The sequence below is a fragment of the Paraburkholderia largidicola genome (assembly GCF_013426895.1).
Taxonomy (GTDB): domain Bacteria; phylum Pseudomonadota; class Gammaproteobacteria; order Burkholderiales; family Burkholderiaceae; genus Paraburkholderia; species Paraburkholderia largidicola.
The window spans coordinates 470,866-486,627 of the sequence record NZ_AP023175.1 but is presented as its reverse complement, the minus strand read 5'-3'; the positions used below and the strand labels follow the sequence as shown (position 1 = coordinate 486,627).

The 15,762-nt window shown below is 64.2% G+C and carries 15 protein-coding genes; 9 read left to right on the top strand and 6 right to left on the bottom strand.

The window, feature by feature from the left end; genetic code table 11:
- Nucleotides 1–132: 132 nt before the first annotated feature.
- The gene (locus PPGU16_RS18915) at nt 133–336 is read left to right on the top strand and encodes a hypothetical protein (protein ID WP_180724275.1); all 204 of its coding nucleotides are present in this window, start codon (nt 133–135) and stop codon (nt 334–336) included.
- Nucleotides 337–413: 77 nt separating this feature from the next.
- On the opposite strand, the gene PPGU16_RS18910 is transcribed toward PPGU16_RS18915, so the two are convergent.
- Nucleotides 414–2,000: an FAD-dependent oxidoreductase gene (locus PPGU16_RS18910; RefSeq protein WP_180724273.1), complete on the bottom strand. Its 1,587-nt coding sequence runs from the start codon at nt 1,998–2,000 to the stop codon at nt 414–416.
- 277 nt (nt 2,001–2,277) lie between these two features.
- Here PPGU16_RS18910 and PPGU16_RS18905 point away from each other — a divergent pair, with 277 nt between their 5' ends.
- Genes PPGU16_RS18905 through PPGU16_RS18895 form a run of 3 tightly spaced genes read left to right on the top strand, consistent with a single transcriptional unit; the run spans nt 2,278 to nt 4,681 of the window.
- Nucleotides 2,278–3,417 (top strand): acyl-CoA dehydrogenase family protein, encoded by a 1,140-nt coding sequence (locus PPGU16_RS18905; RefSeq protein ID WP_180724271.1) that lies wholly within the window; start codon nt 2,278–2,280, stop codon nt 3,415–3,417.
- A gap of 11 nt (nt 3,418–3,428) precedes the next feature.
- Nucleotides 3,429–4,028 (top strand): class I SAM-dependent methyltransferase, encoded by a 600-nt coding sequence (locus PPGU16_RS18900; RefSeq protein WP_180724269.1) that lies wholly within the window; start codon nt 3,429–3,431, stop codon nt 4,026–4,028.
- A complete protein-coding gene (locus tag PPGU16_RS18895; protein ID WP_180724267.1) occupies nt 4,025–4,681 on the top strand; it encodes a glycosyltransferase family 2 protein in 657 nt (218 codons plus the stop codon). Before PPGU16_RS18900 ends, PPGU16_RS18895 begins: the two co-directional genes overlap by 4 nt.
- Before the next feature lie 21 nt (nt 4,682–4,702).
- Here PPGU16_RS18895 and PPGU16_RS18890 read toward each other — a convergent pair whose 3' ends face one another.
- On the bottom strand, nt 4,703–5,338 hold the full coding sequence (locus tag PPGU16_RS18890) for a TetR/AcrR family transcriptional regulator (protein WP_180724265.1): 636 nt from the start codon (nt 5,336–5,338) through the stop codon (nt 4,703–4,705).
- 85 nt (nt 5,339–5,423) lie between these two features.
- Between PPGU16_RS18890 and PPGU16_RS18885 the strand changes: the two genes are divergently transcribed.
- From PPGU16_RS18885 to PPGU16_RS18875, 3 genes are all read left to right on the top strand, one after another.
- Complete coding sequence (locus tag PPGU16_RS18885) at nt 5,424–6,539, top strand: MBL fold metallo-hydrolase (RefSeq protein WP_180724263.1); 1,116 nt, start codon at nt 5,424–5,426, stop codon at nt 6,537–6,539.
- Nucleotides 6,540–7,487: 948 nt separating this feature from the next.
- Entirely contained in the window at nt 7,488–7,889 is a 402-nt protein-coding gene (locus PPGU16_RS18880; protein ID WP_180724261.1) for a RidA family protein, read from the top strand.
- A 76-nt stretch (nt 7,890–7,965) separates the two neighbouring features.
- On the top strand, nt 7,966–8,835 hold the full coding sequence (locus tag PPGU16_RS18875) for an aldo/keto reductase (protein WP_224032403.1): 870 nt from the start codon (nt 7,966–7,968) through the stop codon (nt 8,833–8,835).
- 82 nt (nt 8,836–8,917) lie between these two features.
- Here PPGU16_RS18875 and msrA read toward each other — a convergent pair whose 3' ends face one another.
- The 3 genes from msrA to msrB are packed head-to-tail and all read right to left on the bottom strand — an operon-like array spanning nt 8,918 to nt 12,115.
- On the bottom strand, nt 8,918–9,655 hold the full coding sequence (msrA, locus tag PPGU16_RS18870) for a peptide-methionine (S)-S-oxide reductase MsrA (protein WP_180724258.1): 738 nt from the start codon (nt 9,653–9,655) through the stop codon (nt 8,918–8,920).
- 52 nt (nt 9,656–9,707) lie between these two features.
- On the bottom strand, nt 9,708–11,552 hold the full coding sequence (locus PPGU16_RS18865) for a cytochrome c biogenesis protein DipZ (protein ID WP_180724256.1): 1,845 nt from the start codon (nt 11,550–11,552) through the stop codon (nt 9,708–9,710).
- 47 nt (nt 11,553–11,599) lie between these two features.
- The gene (msrB, locus tag PPGU16_RS18860; RefSeq protein WP_180724254.1) at nt 11,600–12,115 is read right to left on the bottom strand and encodes a peptide-methionine (R)-S-oxide reductase MsrB; all 516 of its coding nucleotides are present in this window, start codon (nt 12,113–12,115) and stop codon (nt 11,600–11,602) included.
- Nucleotides 12,116–12,306: 191 nt separating this feature from the next.
- Here msrB and PPGU16_RS18855 point away from each other — a divergent pair, with 191 nt between their 5' ends.
- Nucleotides 12,307–13,038 (top strand): response regulator transcription factor, encoded by a 732-nt coding sequence (locus PPGU16_RS18855; protein WP_180724252.1) that lies wholly within the window; start codon nt 12,307–12,309, stop codon nt 13,036–13,038.
- Nucleotides 13,035–14,627 (top strand): sensor histidine kinase, encoded by a 1,593-nt coding sequence (locus tag PPGU16_RS18850; RefSeq protein ID WP_243460632.1) that lies wholly within the window; start codon nt 13,035–13,037, stop codon nt 14,625–14,627. The genes PPGU16_RS18855 and PPGU16_RS18850 overlap by 4 nt, the downstream gene beginning before the upstream one ends.
- A 576-nt stretch (nt 14,628–15,203) precedes the next feature.
- Here the strand turns inward: PPGU16_RS18850 and PPGU16_RS18845 are convergent.
- On the bottom strand, nt 15,204–15,548 hold the full coding sequence (locus PPGU16_RS18845) for a hypothetical protein (RefSeq protein ID WP_180724250.1): 345 nt from the start codon (nt 15,546–15,548) through the stop codon (nt 15,204–15,206).
- Nucleotides 15,549–15,762: the final 214 nt, after the last annotated feature.

Genomic DNA, 15,762 nt, shown 5'->3' with positions numbered 1-15,762 from the left:
GTTCTTTCATACATGCGTGCAAACCTTCCACGCCACATGTAGATCTTCCAGCGCTCGACGCGCGTTATGAACGGACGCCGCAGAAGCGAAGCATCCGGTCACCACGGCTTTAACGGCCAAGGGAGCATGAAGATGGACGAAAAGCACTCACAAAAGAAGGACGATCAACGACGCACAGGCACGACAACCCAGCCTGGCGAGCCGACCGAAACGGCGAAGGCCACGAATCCGCCGCGTTCGAATCCGCATCCGAACCAGACGGCAGAGGTGCCGCTGGGGAGCGGAGATCGTTCGGAACCGCCGGGCGCCGGCGGGCATCCTTCGCATAGCAGTTGATCACGGACACGAGGCGCATGGCGCCGTGCATCGCATACGATCCGCGATGCACGGCGCGACTCAGTTCAAGATTGCGTTCACGCGGATTCAGCAATCTTCATCGCATCGGCGAGACTCAACGAATCGCGCATGGACTCCACGAGCATGCCCGTCTGTTTCTCGCGATTGCACCCGACAGCGGCCACCAGCTTTCCCTTCTCGCCGAGCAGCGCGATGAATTCGAACGTATCGGGCGTTCCGGTGAATTTGATCTGGTCCCAGTGTTTCGCGTGGCCGAGATATTCGAACGTCTTGCCGAAGTGATACGTCCAGAAGTACGGCACGTATGGCTCCTTTGGCGGCATGCCGAGCATCGCGTGCGCGGCGATGCGCGCGTGCTGTTGCGCGACGCGCCAGTGCTCGATCCGCACACGTTCTCCGCCGTGCTGGGGCAACTCGAAGCGCGCGATGTCGCCCGCCGCATAGAGACCGTCAGTAACGCGCATGGATGCATCGACGTTGATGCTTTTGTCGTCGTTGCGCTTCACGCCTTCGATGAAGTCCGTCGCCGGCGTCACGCCGATGCCCGCCACGATAAAGTCGCACGCTACCGTCTCGCCGTTGTCGAGCGTCACGCGTAACGCGCCATCCGCGGCTTCATCCGCGTTGCCCGGACTGACGGAACGCGCGTGATGGCCCATGCGGATGCGTACACCATGCGCTTCATGCAGGCGCATGAACAGCCTGCCGAGTTCGGGGCCGAACTGCTTTTCGAACGGCACATTACCCGGCGATACAACTGTCACGCGCAGCTTGCGCTCGCGCAGTGCCGACGCGACTTCCAGCCCGATGAAACTCGCGCCGAGTACCAGCGCGTGCTGCCCCTGCTCGGCCGTCTCGACGAGATGTCGCGCGTCGTCGCGGTTGCGCAGCAGGCAAATGCGCGACTTCACGCCCGCCGCATCGCTGCCTTGCAACGACACGCGCTTTGGTATGCCGCCCGTTGCCACGAGCGCCGCATCGTAGTGCAGCGACGGCGCGCTACCGATATCGATACGCCGCGCGTTCGCATCGAGCGTGGTGACCTCGGCCTGAATCACGTCGATCGCGTGAGCGGAGAAATAGTCGTCGGGCAGCAGCGGTGGAATGTCGTCGGGCGACATCTCGCCGGACGGCACGAATTTGCTCAGCGACGTGCGGTCATACGGCGTGCGCGGCTCGCGATCGATCAGCGCGATGCTTCCCGCAAAGCCCGCTTCGCGCAGCGCCGCGCAGGCGGCCGCACCCGCCGCGCCCGCGCCGACGATCGCAAACGTGCGCCTGTCCGCTGCCGTGGACGTGGGCGGCTTCGACGGCTCGGGCGTGCTGTCGACGAGCACGTCGTCGTGTTCGACACGCACCGGATAGCGCGTCAACGGCAACAGCGCAGGCGGCTCGACGAGCGCGCCCGTCTCGATGTCGAAGGTTCCCTTGTGCCATGGACAGATGAGCCGCCCGTTGCATAGCGCGCCCTGGTCGAGCGGCGCACCCGCATGCGGACAGTCGGCGCTGTAGGCATTCACGGCGTCGCCGCGGCGGATCAGCAGGATCGGCGTGCCGTTCACCTCGACGCGTTTCATGCCGTTGTCAGCGAGATCGGAGAGCAGGGCGACCTTTTGCATGTTGGTGTTCGTGTTCGTGGCCATTGTTTTCCTCGTGGAGACCGACCGCGCGGCGCATGCCGTCAGCCGCGCGCGAAGAGCGTTTGCCTTGACTGGTGCAACCGCGGATGCATTGGCGGCGCCAACCACGGGTGCAATCGGCATGCCGTCTCGCGTCTTGCGTCCAGAGACACCTTACGTCGGAACGGCGCGTGTGTCTTCGCATGGGCATGCCGCTTGCGTCGTCGCTCGCAAAGCACCTGTTTCATCGACGGGTGCCACGTCGGACCCAACACTCCCACGCTTCGCCATGGAGGCTTGCATGAACGATATCGGCCACGATCCCCTGCGGCGCGCCGCGCCCGCTGCGTGGTACATCAACAGCGGACTCCGTCTGTCTGACGAGGAACCGGACGCCGACATCGAGCCGAAACGCTATGCGCTCGTCCCTGCGCTCGAACGTTATCTGGCGGGCCTGCGCTTCGCCGACGAGGCCGCCGCCGGCCGCGCGGCCACGCTCGACGCCTTGCGCGCGCGGGGCATGGACTGGCTGCCGTTGCCGGGCCGCGGCGAGACAGCGACGCGCTGGCGCGGCCTCGCGGCCGTTGCGGCATGCGACCTGTCGCTGGTGAAGCTGTATGAGGCGCACACCGACGCGCTCGCCATCCTCGCGGAACTGGGGCGCGCCGAACTCGCGGACGACGGCAGTTGGGCCGTGTGGGCCGCCGAGCCGCCGAACGCAAAGCTGATCGCGCACGCAGCGGACGGGAATGTGCTGACGCTCGAAGGCACCAAGCCCTGGTGCTCGGGCGCGCCGCACGTCACGCATGCGTTGGTCACGGCATGGCGCGACGACGAGCCGGTGTTGGCTGCCGTCGAACTGTCGCAGCCGGGCATTGCCATCGATCCGGGCGGCTGGCAGGCCGTCGGCATGCGCGCGACGGGCACGAGCAGCGTGCGCTTCGATGGCGTGCGCGCCGTGCAGGTCGGCGCCGCGGGCGCGTATCTGAAGCGTCCGGGTTTCTGGCATGGCGGCGCTGGCATTGCCGCGTGCTGGTACGGCTGTGCGGCGGCGCTCGCGTCGATTCTGCGCGACAGCGTCAAACGTCACGACGACCCGCACGCGTGCGCGCATCTCGGCGCCGCCGATGCCGAGCTGTCCGCCGTGGCAGCCTTGCTGCGCGAGTCGGCTGCATGGATCGACGCGCATCCGCGCGACGATGCGCAGCAATGCGCGTTGCGCGTGCGGGTGGCCGTCGAACAGGCGGCGGAGCAGGTGATGCAGCACGTGTCGCGCGCGCTCGGCGCAGCGCCGTTCTGCACGGACCCATGGTTCGCTCGCGCGATCGCCGATCTGCCCGTGTTTCTGCGCCAGAGCCATGCGGAGCGCGACGAGTGCGCACTCGGCCGGACGCTGCTCGACGATGAAGCGGGCGAGACGTGGAACCTTGGACATCACTGAGGATCGCTTGCATGTCTTTCCCCACCGCCTATTTCGACGATCTGTACCGACAGGACGACGATCCTTGGGACTATCGCGCGAGCTGGTATGAGCGCCGCAAGCGTCTGCTGACCATCGCGGCGCTGCCGCGCGAGCGCTATCGGTCGTGCTTCGAGCCGGCGTGTTCGAACGGTGAATTGTCGGCGCTGCTCGCGCAGCGTTGCGACAGCCTGAACGCGTGCGACATCAGCGATCATGCCGTGCGTCTCGCGCGCGAACGTCTTGCAGGCGTGCGCAACGTCACCGTCGAGCAGCGCGCGATGCCGGACCAATGGCCCGACGCGAGCTTCGATCTGATTGTGATCGGCGAACTGGGTTATTACCTGTCGCGCGAAGCGACGGCGGAACTGGCGCAGCGCGCGTGCGCGTCGATGACGGCGGACGGCACGCTGGTCGCATGCCACTGGCGACATCCATTCGAAGGCAAGCTGCTGAGCGCGGAAGACGTCCACGCGAGCTTCGACGCGCTCCCCGCGCTGCATCGCCTCGTACAACATGCGGAGCATGATCTGCTGCTGGATGTATGGTCGAAGGACGGGTATTCGGTGGCGCAGTGTGAGGGGCTGGCATGATCGGCATCGTGATCCCCGCGCACGACGAAGAAGAACTGCTCGCCGATTGCCTGCAGGCTGCGCGGATCGCGGCTGCGCATCCTGAGTTGCTCGGCGAGACGGTGAGAATCGTCGTTGCACTCGATAGTTGCACCGACGGGTCCGAGTCGATCGCACGCTGTTTCGACACACATCCGTTGATGCTCGACGTGCGCAACGTCGGCAAGGCTCGGGCGGCAGGCGCCGCGACGCTGATCGAGCAGGGCGTGCGCTGGCTCGCGTTCACCGACGCCGACAGCCGCGTCGCGCCGGACTGGCTGGTCGCGCAACTCGCGCTCGATGCGGAAGCGGTGTGCGGGCCGGTGATCGTGGAAGACTGGCGCGAGCACGACGAACTGACTCGCGAATCGTTCTATCGTGCGTACATGAACGCGGATGGCCACCGGCATATTCATGGCGCGAACCTCGGCGTGTCGGCGCGCGCGTATTGCCGCGTCGGTGGATTTCCGCCGCTGACGTGCAGTGAGGATGTGGCGCTGGTGGGATTGCTCGTCGAGACGGGCGCGCGCATCGCGTGGAGCGCGGCGCCGCGTGTCGTCACGAGCGCGCGGATTGCGTCGAAAGTGCGGGGCGGATTCGGGGATACGCTGATGGGCCTGACGGCCCATGAATGATGCGCTGTTCGACGGACGAGATCAGGCCGTGCCGCCAGCACCCGTTCCGTAGCGCGCCAGAAACATATCCGCCGATGACTCGGCAATGGTCTTCTGTTCGTCCGCTGTCAGGGACGGTTGGCCCATCGTCACCTGCGGCCAGAACGCAAAGCCCTTCACGAGACCATGCAACTGCTGCGCGGCGAACGCCGGGTCCGGCGTGTCGAGCCTGCCATCGGTGGCGGCTGCGCGTATCCACACGGTCAGTCCTTCCTCGCGCTCGCCGATGCGCGCCACCATGTCCCGCGCGCGCTCAGGCGAATGAATGCCCGCCGCGATCGCGACGCGCGCGAGCGACATGAACGCCTCGTCGTTCAACAGCCGCAGCTTCTGCGCGAGCAGTGCGATCAACTGAGGGCGCAACGGCTGGTCGGCGCGATAGCCGGGCGTATCGCCCGCTTTGCTGGCGTCCCATAGCTGCTGGAGGATCGCCGCGAACAGCGCCTCCTTGCTGGGGAAGTGGTTGTACACGGTGCGCTTCGACACGCTCGCGCGCGCGGCGATCCGGTCCATGCTGGTCGCGTCGAAACCGGCCGCGCGAAATTCGTCGATGGCCGCGTCGATGATGGCCGCGCGCTTGCGATCGGTCAGACGGGAAAGGGTGGTGCTGTCGTCCATCCGTTAATTTTACACCGATGGGTTTACTTTTCGAGATAATAAACTACACTGTGCAGTCTACCTTCTGTCTCGAGTGACGCTTCGCATGAAATCGATCATCGGCTCCATCAGTCAGGTTTTTGGATTCACCGCGGCGCAGCGCAGCCGCGCGTTGTCGAGCACGTCGCCGCAGCACGACGGCGAGCGTTTTCGCAACGTGAAGCCGCGCCCTGTCGAAGGGTTCGGCAAGACGTTGCGGATCGCGTGGAACGTGCTCTTCAACAAGCCAGGCGGCACCGAGCCATCCGGCACGCTACCCGTCGATGCGCTCACGCGCGCCGACCTGGACGCCGCGCCGGACGGGAGCCTGTTCCGCCTTGGTCATTCGACGATGCTGCTCAAGCTGCGCGGCCAGTTCTGGCTGACCGATCCGGTGTTTGCGGAACGCGCGTCGCCGTTCAAACGGATGGGGCCGAAGCGTTTCCATGCGCCGCCGATTGCGCGTGACGCGTTGCCGCCGTTGCGCGGCGTGATTCTGTCGCACGATCACTACGACCATCTGGATCGCGAGACCGTGCTGGCGCTGGCTGAGACGACGGGCGTGTTTCTGACGCCGCTTGGGGTGGGCGACCGGTTGATCGAGTGGGGCATCGATGCGTCGAAGGTGCGGCAGTTCGACTGGTGGCAGGGTGTCGAGATCGACGGTGTGCAGTTCACGGCGACGCCGGCGCAGCATTTCTCGGGGCGCAGTCTGTTCGATGGGAATAGCACGTTGTGGGCGTCGTGGGTGATCGTCGATGGTGATCTGCGGGTGTTTTTTAGTGGTGATACCGGTTACTTCGATGGCTTCAAGGCCATTGGCGAGCGACTTGGGCCGTTCGATGTCACTTTGATGGAAACGGGCGCGTACGACGCGCAATGGCCTTACGTGCATATGCAGCCTGATGACACGGTGCAGGCGCATGTCGATTTGCGTGGGCGCTGGCTCGTGCCGATTCATAACGGGACTTTCGATCTGGCGATGCATCGGTGGCAGGAGCCGTTCGAGCGTGTCGTAGGGCTTGCCGCTGCGCGCGGCATTGCGCTTTCGACTCCCCGGATGGGGGAGAGGTTGGATCTGGCTGCGCCGCATCGTGGGGAGAGATGGTGGCGGGAAGTGGTTGAGGTTGATGCGCCTAAGGCGGCGCGGCGGGTTTTTTGTCGGGCTGCGGGGGTGGAGTGATTTTTTTTGTCTTCGACGGTTGGGGTGGTTTGCTTGTTTTTGCGCTGGCATCCGCGTGATGTTATTGGTGCCTCAAGCGTTGCCCCTGTGCGGGGCGGCACCTACTTTTCTTTGCCGCCGCAAAGAAAAGTAGGCAAAAGAAAGCGGCTCACACCGCCAGTTCTAGTGTTTGCCTGAGGGTCCCCAACCGGTCTTATGCTTCACACGGCAACGTCTGTGCTGGTGCCCGTTGCCAACGCTTCGAATGAATGCCTCACCCGCTTCGAATACCCGTACTCGGGCCAGCGGCAGCGACTGGCTTGTGCCGCCAAGGTGGCAAACTGTGTGCAGGTTGTCGCGCCACAACGGGTAGCGCTCTTACGGGGTGGGACGCGTGCGCTACCGGTCCGAAGTGAGGCGTGTGGAGCACTTGGGCCTACACACAGTTTGCCACCTGGGCGGCCGTGGACTATGTGACACGATGTGCTGCGACGCGGGCATACGAAGTGGGTGAGGCGTACAGAGAGAACGTTGGCAACGAACATGAGCAAGCGTACTGCCGCGTGAAGCGTAAGAACCTTTGGGGGCCCTCAGGCAAACACACGGGCTGGCGGTGTGAGCCGCTTTCTTTTGCCTACTTTTCTTTGCGGCGGCAAAGAAAAGTAGGTGCCGCCCCGCACAGGGGCAACGCCTGAAGCACCAATAACAAAACGCGGATGCCAGCGAACAAACAAGCAACCCACCCAGCGTCGCAGACAACCAAGACCAGGTGCCGCCCCACACAGGGGCAACGCCTGCAGCGCGCTAACAAATCACGGATGCCAGCGAAAACCCAAAGCAAACCACCTCAGCGTCGCAGACAAAAAAAACAAAAACCCGCCTGCATGACAAAAAAATCCGCGCTAAGGTATGACCTTGCCACCAACCCAGGCGGCGCAGCCAACAAAACAACATGGAGAACCCAAACCGATGACCGAACCCACCCAGTTCTGGATGATCGAAGGCGCGCCGACGCCGGTCGGCCCTTTTTCCCATGCGACGGAATCAGGTGGCTGGGTCTTCGTAACGGGCCAGATGCCGACCTCTCCCGACGACGACTCAGCGCCCCTGCCCGAGGGCGTCGCCGCGCAAACGAAACGCGTCATGGATAACCTCGTGCTGGTCCTCAAGGGCCTCGGCTTGGGCCTGGAAAACGTGGTCTCGGCGCGCATCTTCCTCACGGAATTCAAACGTGACTACGCCGCGATGAACGCCGTCTACGCCGCGCATTTCCCGCCGGGACGGCTGCCAGCGCGCACCTGCGTCGGCGTAACAGGTCTCGCGCGCGACGCGCTGGTCGAGATCGATTTCATCGCGCGCCGTCCGGGCTGACGCAAAGTCGATGCGCTCCCATCGACCGTCCGCGCGCCGCCACTTCCTGCAACGCGCGCTCGTACTGCCCCTTGGGATGTCCATCCCATCCCTCGGCGATGCCCAGCAAAAGCCGCCCCCGCGCATGGAGCGGCGCGCGATTCCATCGACGGGAGAGCCGCTACCCGTCGTCGGTTGCGGCACGTGGCGCACCTTCGACGTCGGCGACGATCCGAACGGCCAGGCGCGGCTTGCCGAAGTGCTGAAGGTTCTGTTCGCCGCGGGCGGCTCGGCAATCGACTCGTCGCCGATGTACGGCTCGTCGGAAGCCGTCGCGGGCACGCTGCTCACGCGGCTCGATGCGCACAACAAGGCGTTCGTCGCGACCAAGGTGTGGACGCAGGGCAAAGCCGCAGGCATCGCGCAGATGGAAGAGTCGATGCGCCGCCTGCAACAACCGAAGATCGACCTGATGCAGGTGCACAACCTCGTCGACTGGCGCACGCAACTCGCCACGCTGCGCGACTGGAAAGCAAGTGGGCGCATCCGCTATATCGGCATCACGCACTACACGTCCGGCGCGTTCGACGAGGTCGCCAGCGTGATGCGCAGCGAGAAGCCCGACTTCGTGCAGATCAACTACGCGGCCGACGATCGCGATGCGGAACAGCGCATCCTGCCGCTCGCGCGCGATCTCGGCATCGGTGTCGTGATCAATCAGCCGTTCGGCGGCGGCGGGCTGCTGTCGCGCGTCGGCAAGACGCCGCTGCCCGCGTGGGCCGCCGACATCGGCTGCACGACGTGGGCGCAACTGCTGCTGAAATTCGTGCTCGCGCAACCCGCCGTCACCGTCGTGATTCCCGGCACGGGACGCCCCGAGTACATGGCCGATAACGTCCACGCAGGCGTCGGCCCGTACCCCGACAAGGCGATGTGCAAGCGGATCGTCGAGGCCGTCGGCGGCTAACCGTCAACGTGACGGCGAGACATCCGCAACGCGCCGCGCGACCGTGGCCATATCGCAGGCCACTTCACACCGCACGACACCATCATGAAGCCGACGCCTTCAGCAACACGGGCTCGTTGCGATAGACATCCGGGAACATCTTCTTCAGATAATCGATCTTCGGCAGATCGTTGATCGCGATATACGGCGAGTCCGGATGCAGTACCAGATAGTTCTGGTGATACTGCTCGGCAGGATAGAAGCCCTTGAAGTCTTCGATCTTCGTGACGATCGGCGCGGAAAACACTTTCGCGCTGTTCAACTGCGCGATATAAGCCTGCGCGATGCCACGCTGCTCGGCATTCTGCGGAAACACCACCGACCGATACTGCGTGCCGTGATCCGGGCCCTGGTAATTCAACTGGGTCGGATTGTGCGCGACGGAAAAGAAGATCTGCAGCAGCCGGCCATACGTAATCTGCGTCGGGTCATACGTGATTTGCACCGACTCCGCGTGGCCCGTGTCGCCGCCGCTTACTGTCTCGTACTGCGCGGTGTTCGCCGCGCCGCCCGCGTAGCCCGACGCGACCTGCTTCACGCCCTTGACGTGTTCGTACACGCCCTGAACGCCCCAGAAGCAGCCGCCTGCGAAGACGGCCGTTTCCGTGTGCGCGCTGCCCGCTTTTTCGTCCTGCGCGGGCGGCGGAATCCGCACCGCCTGTTCCGCCGACGCAACGTGTTGCCACGCCAGGGCGCCCGCGCCGATGGCGACGCACGCCGCGATCCTGCCCGCCGACGTGCGGGTCCAGCCCAATGCGCTTGCGATGAGTTTCTTGTTCACGGTGATAGTCCTCGATTAACAGGGTGGTGATGTGCAGTCGTTCCGGATGTCGTTAGCCGAAGGTGAACGCATACGCCTCGACGCCCGGATCGAGAAACTCGATCGCAAAGGTGTGGTCGGCCACGTCGCCCGATTGGCGCACGAGCTGATAGAGGCGCTGTTCCGTGACGACGCCCGTACCATCGGCGCTCACGTCGGTGCCGCGCGCATCGCCGGGCGCCGCGCCGTCGATCGTCACGCGAAAATGCACTGGCTTGCCGGCCGCGCCCGGCCCGAGCACCAGATGCAGGTCGCGCGCATGGAAGCGATAGACGATGCGTCCGTTCGGCGCGGAGAGCGTCGCGTGTTCGGCGCCCACTTTCCACGTGCCCGCGAGTCCCCAGTCGTTGACGTCGGGGCTCGACGGCGCCGCATAGGTGTGCGCGCGGTTCTCGGCTTCGCCGCCCGGCGACGCGAAGTTCTCGGCACGCGCATAGCCGATGTACGTTTCGGGCGACATCATGTCGTGGCCGTCAGCGGCCGCCTCGACGCCATTCGCGCGCTGCGTGAGACCCGTCGCGACCTGGGCCGCTTCCGGATGGCCCGCTTCCACGAGCAGTTGCTGGATCACCTTCTCCGACTGTTCATACTCGCCTTCACCGAAGTGATGATGACGCACGCGCCCTTGTGCATCGACGAAATAGTGGGCCGGCCAATACTGGTTGCCGAACGCGCGCCAGATTGCGTAATTGTTGTCGATGGCAACCGGGTAATCGACGCCGAGATCGTGCGTCGCCTTCTTCACATTGTCGATATTGCGCTCGAATGCGAACTCCGGCGCATGGACGCCGATCACGACGAGCCCCATGTCGCGATACTTCTGCGACCACGCTTTCACGTACGGCAACGTGCGCAGGCAGTTGATGCACGAATAGGTCCAGAAATCGACCAGCACGACCTTGCCCTTCAACTGCGCATTCGTGAGCGGCGGCGAGTTCAGCCATTGCACGGCGCCCGTGAGCGACGGCAGCGTGCCTTCGTCGGGCAGCGGCGCGGCCGCCGCCGATGCGCGCATCATCGTGCCGGCGGGCGGCGTGGCATCGGCGGAGGCCGGCTGCTTGTCCGCGGCTTTCATCATGGCGGGGCCATCCGTTTGCACATTGGCCGACATCATCGCGTCGCCGGCAGGCTTGCGCGGCGACAGGCTGTCCACGAGGTGCTGCTCGATGCCGCTCGTCGCCACCGTCGATACCTTCGTCAGGACGCCCGTATCGAGGCCGAGCGCGATGGCCGCGACGCCGCACAGCATCGCCGCGCCGATTCCGCGCCGCACCCATTCGCCCGCGCCGAGCGAGCGTTTCATCGCCGTGAAAACCTTTCCGCCGATCAGCAGCGCAATCGCCAGCGAGGTCGCCGCGCCAGCCGCATACGCGAGCAGCAGCAGCGTCGTGCCGACGCTTGCGCCGCGCAGCGCGGCTCCCGTCAGCACGAGGCCGAGGATAGGGCCTGCGCAGGGCGCCCACAGCAAGCCCGTTGCGATGCCGAGCAGAAACGACGAGCCGATGCGCGACTTGTCGCCACCCGTCTGCGCGAGCTCGGACAGCCGGTTGCCCGCGCTGACGAGCGGGTGCATCAGGCGGTCGGCGAGACGCGGCAGCAGCAGCGTGAGGCCGAACACGCCGAGCAGCACGATCGCGATCCAGCGGCCGTACTGGTTGGCCTGCGTGACCCAGCCGCCGCCGACAGCCGCAAGCGTCGCGACGAGCGCGAACGTGAGCGCCATGCCGCCGAGCAGCGGCAGGCCGGAGCGCACGAACGGCTGGTCGGCGCGCGCGAAGACGAAGGGCAGCACGGGCAGAATGCACGGACTCAGGATCGTGAGCGCGCCGCCGAGGTAAGCGAGGACTATGAGTAACATGATCGTTTGGCTGGTTGATCGTGCGAAATGGGCGATGAAAGAGAGTGTCAGGCGGCGCGCGGCGTGAAGGTCATCGCGAGACCGTTCATGCAGTAACGCAAGCCCGTCGGCTTCGGGCCGTCGTCGAACACGTGGCCGAGATGGCCGCCGCAGCGCCCGCAATGCACTTCCGTGCGCACCATGCCCCACGAGCCGTCCTCACGCGTCGCCACGGCATGATCCAGCGGCGCCCAGAAGCTCGGCCAGCCCGTATGGCTGTCGAACTTCGTGCGCGACGAAAACAGTTCACGGCTGCAACCCGCGCATGAAAACACGCCGCTGCGGTGCTCGTCGTTCAGCGGGCTGCTGAACGGGCGCTCGGTGCCTTCCTCGCGCAGCACGTGGTATTGCGCGGGCGTGAGCTGCGCGCGCCATTGCGCGTCGGTGCGCGTGACTTCGAACGGGGCTGGCGCGCCACTCGCTGCGCCCGGCGTACCCGCTGCAAACGCCCGCCAGTGCGTGAGCGCGGCCAGCGCGGCGAGCGCGCTGCCGCCCGATAACAGGAACCCCCTGCGGCTTTTCATCGTGTGCTCCTTGGTGCGACTCGATTGAATATGGCGTAGCGTAAGTCGGTTGTGATATCCGGGTCCTCACGAAAACTTAAATTAATTGTGATAACCCGGTGGCCGAAAATTCTGCACAATGTCAGTGCTGTAAACGTTGTATGGCAACGTTTAATCCCTGCATTCAATCCCACGTTGATTCAAGCCAGCCGATGGACCATCCGAAGCGCGTACTGATCGTCGAAGACGATGTCGACATAGCGAATGTGCTGAGCCTGCACCTGCGGGACGAACGCTACGAGGTCGTCCATAGCGCCGACGGCAACGAAGGGCTGCGGCTGCTGGAGCAGGGCAACTGGGATGCGCTGATCCTCGACCTGATGCTGCCGGGCGTCGATGGCCTGGAGATCTGCCGGCGCGCCCGCGCGATGGCGCGCTATACGCCCATCATCATCACCAGCGCGCGTTCGAGCGAAGTGCACCGCATTCTTGGGCTGGAACTCGGCGCGGACGACTATCTCGCCAAGCCTTTTTCCGTGCTCGAACTGGTCGCGCGCGTGAAGGCGCTGTTGCGACGCGTCGATGCGATGGCGAAAGACGCGCGGATGGAAGCGGGCAGCCTGAACCTCGCCGGACTGTTCATCGATCCGCTCACGCGCGAGGCGAGCGTCGACGGCAAACGGATCGAACTGACGCCGCGCGAGTTCGATCTGCTGTATTTCTTCGCGAGCCGTCCGGGCAAGGTGTTCTCGCGCATGGACCTGCTGAACGCCGTGTGGGGCTATCAGCACGAAGGCTATGAGCACACCGTCAATACGCACATCAACCGGCTGCGCGCGAAGATCGAGGCCGACCCCGCGCAGCCCACGCGCATCCTGACCGTGTGGGGACGCGGCTACAAGTTCGTCGCCGATCCCGCGGCGCACGAAGGAGAGGCGTCGTGAATCTGTCGTTGACACAGCGGCTTTCGCTGGTGTTTTCCATCTTGCTGCTCGCGTGCTGCGGCGCGTCCGCGTGGCTGCAGATACGGTCGAGCGATCTGCACGAAAAGGAAGTCATACAAAGTCTGTCGCGCGATCTTGCCTCGCATATCGCGCACAGTCCGGCGCTGTCGGACGACAGCAACGACGGCTCGCGCAAGGAGGCGTTGCGCGAGATTTTCGGGCAGCTGATGGTCGTCAATCCGAGCGTCGAGGTGTATCTGCTCGACCAGAGCGGCCATATCGAAGGCGACGACGCGCCCGCTGGACACCTGAAGCGGATGCAGGTCGACGTGCGACCGGTGCGCGAGTTCATCGCCGGCGATCCGCTGCCGATACTCGGCGACGACCCGCGCAGCGTCGACGGCCGCAAGGTGTTCAGCGCCGCGCTGCTGCCGCACACGGGCAACCGGCCGCCCGAATACCTTTACGTCGTGCTGCAAGGCGAAGCGCACGATGCGCTCGCGGCGCGCGTCGCTGCCAGCTCGGTGTTGCGCACGACGCTGTGGTCGATGGCCGTTGTCGCGCTGCTCGGACTGGTGGCCGGTCTGATGGCATTCGGGCTGATTACGCGACCGCTGCGCCGTCTGACCGACGCGATGCGCAAGTTCGATGCGAACGGCGAGCCGGATACCCAGCCTGCGATTGCCAACGCGGCGCGCCTGCCGCCTTCGAATTCGCGCGACGAAATCGCAACGCTGGAATCGACGTTCGCGCAGATGGCCGAGCGTATCGGCCAGCAATGGCGCGCGTTGACGCGGCAGGACCAGGAGCGGCGCGAACTGGTGGCGAACATTTCGCACGACCTGCGTACGCCGCTGACGTCACTGCACGGCTATCTGGAAACGTTGTCGATGAAGTCGGACACGTTGAGCGACGCCGAACGCAAGCGATATCTGGCCATTGCGCTTGGACAGAGCGTGAAGGTCGGCAGGCTCGCGCAGTCGTTGTTCGAACTCGCGCGGCTGGAGCACGGCAACGTGCAGCTTGCGCTCGAGGATTTCTCGCTCGTCGATCTGTTGCAGGACGTGTTCCAGAAGTTCGAGCTGTCGGCCGAAGCGCGGCATATCGCGTTGCGCGCGGGCATTCCGCCGCGTTTGCCGAACGTGACGGCGGATCTTGGGATGATCGAGCGTGTGTTGACTAATCTGCTCGATAACGCGATACGGCATACGCCTGACGCGGGCGCTGTCGATGTGGATCTTGCGGTGCGCGATGGCAAGGTGTCGGTGACCGTGAGTGACACGGGGCCGGGTATGTCGGAAGAGGTGCGGGCAGGTCTGTTTCAACGCGCGTTCACGTCGGGTGGTGCGCATCGCGGTGGGCTGGGGCTGCTGATCGTGCAGAGGATGTTGCAGTTGCATGGGAGTCAGATTCGGCTCATTGAGCGGGATGGTGCGGGTGCTGCGTTTTGTTTTGAATTGCAGCCGGTGGGTAGGGTGCAGAAGGGGGGAGGGTGGTGGCGGCCGTGTGATGCTCGCTGGTTGGTGGTTTTAGGTTTTCGCTGGCATCCGGGATCTGGTTTTGGGCGCGCGGGCGGTTTGGTTTGCTAGTGTTCGCGTTGGCATCCGCGTTTTGTTATTGGTGCTTCAAGCGTTGCCCCTGTGCGGGGCGGCACCTACTTTTCTTTGCCGCCGCAAAGAAAAGTAGGCAAAAGAAAGCGGCTCACACCGCCAGCCCGTGTTCTTATCCACGGGCCCCCAACGTCCCCACACTTCATACGGCAGTGCCCTGGTTGGTGCTCGTTGCCAACGCTTCGAACAATCGCATCACCCGCTTCAGGCACCCGTACAACGGCCAGCGGCAGCGATTGGTATGCGCCGCCCAGGTGGCAAACTGTGTGTAGGTTGTCGAGTCGTATAGCTCGGCGCTCTTACATGGAGGGATGCGCGTGCTACCGGTCCGAAGTGAGGCGTGTGGAGCACTTGGGCCTACACACAGTTTGCCACCTGGGCGGCCGTGGAATATCCGACACGGCACGCTGTAACGCGGGCGCGTGAAGCGGGTGAGGCGTAGAGAGAGAACGTTGGCAACGGGCGCGAACCATAGCGTTGCCGTGTGAAGCGTAAGACCCTTCGGGGGCCCTCAGGCAAATACAAGAACTGGCGGTGTTAGCCGCTTTCTTTTGCCTACTTTTCTTTGCGGCGGCAAAGAAAAGTAGGTGCCGCCCCGCACAGGGGCAACGCCTGAAGCACGCTAACAAATCGCGGATGCCAGCGAAAACCCAAAGCAAACCAAACCAAACCAAACCAAACCAAACCAAACCAAACCAAACCAAACCAAACCAAACCAAACCAAACCAAACCGCCCCCTCCCCAGCACACACATAAAACCACTACAAAACCAAACCAAAACCAAACACCAGTTTGAAACAAGCGATAAAACCCCACGCGCCCCGCGCCCCTTACCTCCAGTAATTTTCTGAAACGCTGTTTGAAAAGTTCGAGCACCTGAATCGTTAAAGAAGCGGCCATGCAGGCCGTTATCTGCAGTCAGACCACAACAGGGTATATTTTGACGCGCGCGATTCCGCTAGACTGCTGTTCCTTCTCCCGAAGAAAAAGCGTCGCGCATCATTCACACGCGACCAAACGTCGTTTCCCTCGTATGTGGCGGCCGCATCACCGCCATCGAGCCGATGCCGCCCCTGGTGTGCGCGTTGAAGTGCATTGAAGTCGGATCGCAATA

Coding starts and splice junctions, on each gene's coding strand:
- PPGU16_RS18885 (WP_180724263.1), top strand. CDS start 5,424: ATGAAATCGATCATCGGCTCCATCAGTCAGGTTTTTGGATTCACCGCG.
- PPGU16_RS18890 (WP_180724265.1), bottom strand. CDS start 5,338: ATGGACGACAGCACCACCCTTTCCCGTCTGACCGATCGCAAGCGCGCG.
- PPGU16_RS18855 (WP_180724252.1), top strand. CDS start 12,307: ATGGACCATCCGAAGCGCGTACTGATCGTCGAAGACGATGTCGACATA.
- PPGU16_RS18905 (WP_180724271.1), top strand. CDS start 2,278: ATGAACGATATCGGCCACGATCCCCTGCGGCGCGCCGCGCCCGCTGCG.
- PPGU16_RS18865 (WP_180724256.1), bottom strand. CDS start 11,552: ATGTTACTCATAGTCCTCGCTTACCTCGGCGGCGCGCTCACGATCCTG.
- msrB (WP_180724254.1), bottom strand. CDS start 12,115: ATGAAAAGCCGCAGGGGGTTCCTGTTATCGGGCGGCAGCGCGCTCGCC.
- PPGU16_RS18915 (WP_180724275.1), top strand. CDS start 133: ATGGACGAAAAGCACTCACAAAAGAAGGACGATCAACGACGCACAGGC.
- PPGU16_RS18900 (WP_180724269.1), top strand. CDS start 3,429: ATGTCTTTCCCCACCGCCTATTTCGACGATCTGTACCGACAGGACGAC.
- PPGU16_RS18875 (WP_224032403.1), top strand. CDS start 7,966: ATGTCCATCCCATCCCTCGGCGATGCCCAGCAAAAGCCGCCCCCGCGC.
- PPGU16_RS18895 (WP_180724267.1), top strand. CDS start 4,025: ATGATCGGCATCGTGATCCCCGCGCACGACGAAGAAGAACTGCTCGCC.
- PPGU16_RS18845 (WP_180724250.1), bottom strand. CDS start 15,548: ATGGCCGCTTCTTTAACGATTCAGGTGCTCGAACTTTTCAAACAGCGT.
- PPGU16_RS18910 (WP_180724273.1), bottom strand. CDS start 2,000: ATGGCCACGAACACGAACACCAACATGCAAAAGGTCGCCCTGCTCTCC.
- PPGU16_RS18880 (WP_180724261.1), top strand. CDS start 7,488: ATGACCGAACCCACCCAGTTCTGGATGATCGAAGGCGCGCCGACGCCG.